The sequence below is a fragment of the Micromonospora sp. MH33 genome (assembly GCF_003013775.1).
Lineage (GTDB): Bacteria > Actinomycetota > Actinomycetes > Mycobacteriales > Micromonosporaceae > Micromonospora > Micromonospora fulviviridis.
On the sequence record NZ_MUYZ01000543.1, the window covers coordinates 1 to 2,383 of the forward strand.

Genomic DNA, 2,383 nt, shown 5'->3' on the forward strand with positions numbered 1-2,383 from the left:
GCGGTGCCGACGCTGGCGCACGGTCGGCTCCCCCGCGACCCGGAGGCGCTGCGCGTGCCGGCCCGGCTGAACCGGGTGGTGCCGCTGGACGGCCTGGCCCCGAGGCCCTGCGTCGGCGCGTACGCGCAGGTGGTCCGGGCGGGCCGGGTGCGGGCGGGCGACCCGGTGCGGCTGGTCTGAGCCGGGCGGCTCAGCCCTCGTCGCGGCCGCCCCCGCGCAGCCCCGCGTACGCGTCGAGCAGGTCCTGGAGGGCACCGGCCGTGGCCTCGTCGAGCTTGCCGTCGTCGGCCAGGTCACCGATCCGCTCGCGCAGGCCCTCGACCCGCTTGGCGCGGTCCTTGGGCTTACCGCGGTCCAGCTCGGCGGCCTTCTCGCGCAGGTCGTTCGCGGTCTTCCGCTCGATCCGGCCGTCCGCGACGGCCTGGTCGACCACGTCGGCGAACTGCGCGGCGAGCTGGCGCAGGGTGACCGGTGCCGGCCGGGTGTCGGCCGGGCTGGAGTGGCCGGCTCGGACGGCGTCGAGGGGGCCGGTTCCTCGGCCGGCGTCGTGCCGGTCGACGGGCCGGCGACCGGCCCGGTGCCCGCCGGGGTGTCGGGGTTGTCGCCGAGCAGCAGCGTCCCGACCAGGGCGAGCAGCAGCACCACCCCGGCGGCGACCAGCGCCCCGATGAGCCGGTTCGACCGGGTGGCCGGCCGCGCGGGCGGCGGTGGGACCGGGCGGGGGGCCCGCTCGATCAGCGTCGGCGGGTGCTCCGGGCGGGGCACCGTGGGCAGGATCGCGGTCGGCGGGTCGGTCGGTTGACCGGCGCCGAGCCGGGTGGCGAGCTGGGCGGCGGTGGGCCGCCGCGCCGGGTCCACGGCCAGGCAGGCCAGGGTGAGTTCGGCGATGTCAGCGGGCAGCCCGGGGATGCGCAGCGGCGGCACCGGGGGGCGGTGGGCCTGGACGTCGAGCACGTCGTCCCAGGTCTGCACGGGCAGCGGAGCGCGCCCGGTCAGGGTGCGGTAGAGCAGGGCGCCGAGGGCGTACACGTCGCTGGCCGGGTTCGCCGGGCCGGGGGTCATCCGCTCGGGCGCGAAGTACGCCGGGGTGCCCATGAGCAGCTCGCCGGTCTGCCCCGCGAGGGGGTGGCGCGGCCCGGCCAGGGTGGCGATGCCGAAGTCGAGCACCTTCGCCCCGGTCTCGGTGAGCATCACGTTGCCGGGCTTGATGTCGCGGTGCACCACGCCGATCCGGTGCGCGGCGGCGAGGGCGGCGGCGATCTGCCCGGCCAGCCGGACAGCTTCCGGCCAGGCGAGCGGCCCCCCGCTCAACCGGTCGGCCAGGGTGCGCCCCTCGACCAGCTCCATGACGAGGTAGGGCACCACCGAGCCGTCGGGCAGGGTGGCCTCGCCGTAGTCGTACACCTGGGTCACGTGCGGGTGGGTGAGCCGCGCCGCCGCGCGGGCCTCGCGCTGGATGGTGGCGCGCAGCTGCGGGTCGGCGGCGAGCTGCGTGGCGAGGGCCTTCACCGCGACGGGACGGTGCAGGACCTCGTCGTCGGCGTGCCACACCTCGGACATCCCACCGAGCCCGATGCACTCGCGCAGGACGTACCGATCGTGCAGCCGGAGCGAGGGCGTGAACGGCGACATGGTGGTCCAGTGTGCCTGGCCGGTGGGGTGCCCCACCAACCCGGTGCCGGGTTCCGCGCCGATCGGGCGGTTCCGGGCCGAACGGGGTGCCCTCCGGGTGGCGTCGGCCACCCGGACGGGCCGTCGATCGGGGTCAGGACTGGCAGGTGGGGACCCGGGCGGGGCGCGGCTCCATCCGGTCGGCGAGGCGGCGCAGCGCCGCCGCGGCGGCCAGCCGGGTGGGCGCCAGCCGGGGCTGCCGGGGCCGGTCGGGACGGACCGGGGCGTCGGGGCGGGCGGAGTTCACGTGCCGGGTCACGGCGTCGACGGCGAGGACGAAGCCGGTGGAGTGTTCCATGGTCAACTCCTGGGGACGGGACCGGTGGAGGTCCGGACGACGAGATCGGTGGGAAGCAGAAGGCGGCCGCCGGCCGGGTCGGCCGGCGGCTCCAGCAGCAGTGCCGCGGCGAGCCGGCCCTTCTCCTCGGCCGGCTGCCGGACGGTGGTCAGCCCCGCGGCGGCGGCCTCGGCGACATCGTCGAAGCCGGTGACCGAGAGGTGCCGGTGCGGGCCGGCCGCGTCGAGCACCCCGAGGGCCAGCACGTCCGAGCAGGCCAGCACGGCCGTGGGCGGGTCGTCGCCGGCCAGCACCGGGGCGACGGCGGCGGCGGCCGCCGCCCGGCTGTTGCCGGTGGCGTTGAGCACGGTGATCGCCGGCCAGGCGACGCCGGCCGCGGCGAACGCGTCGGCGAATCCGGCGAGCCGGTCGCGG

Annotated in this window: 3 protein-coding genes; all 3 read right to left on the minus strand. The window is 78.0% G+C overall.

Features of this window, described 5'->3' with window-relative positions; translation table 11 throughout:
- A partial coding sequence (locus tag B0E53_RS35540; RefSeq protein WP_246835770.1) for a serine/threonine-protein kinase occupies positions 1 to 1,632 on the minus strand: 1,632 nt, incomplete at its 3' end.
- 133 nt (positions 1,633 to 1,765) lie between these two features.
- Positions 1,766 to 1,969 (minus strand): hypothetical protein, encoded by a 204-nt coding sequence (locus tag B0E53_RS35545; RefSeq protein ID WP_107079831.1) that lies wholly within the window; start codon positions 1,967 to 1,969, stop codon positions 1,766 to 1,768.
- Positions 1,970 to 1,971: 2 nt separating this feature from the next.
- Positions 1,972 to 2,383, minus strand: a 412-nt coding sequence (locus tag B0E53_RS35550; protein ID WP_168215491.1) for a substrate-binding domain-containing protein, incomplete at its 5' end; no start/stop codon positions are given.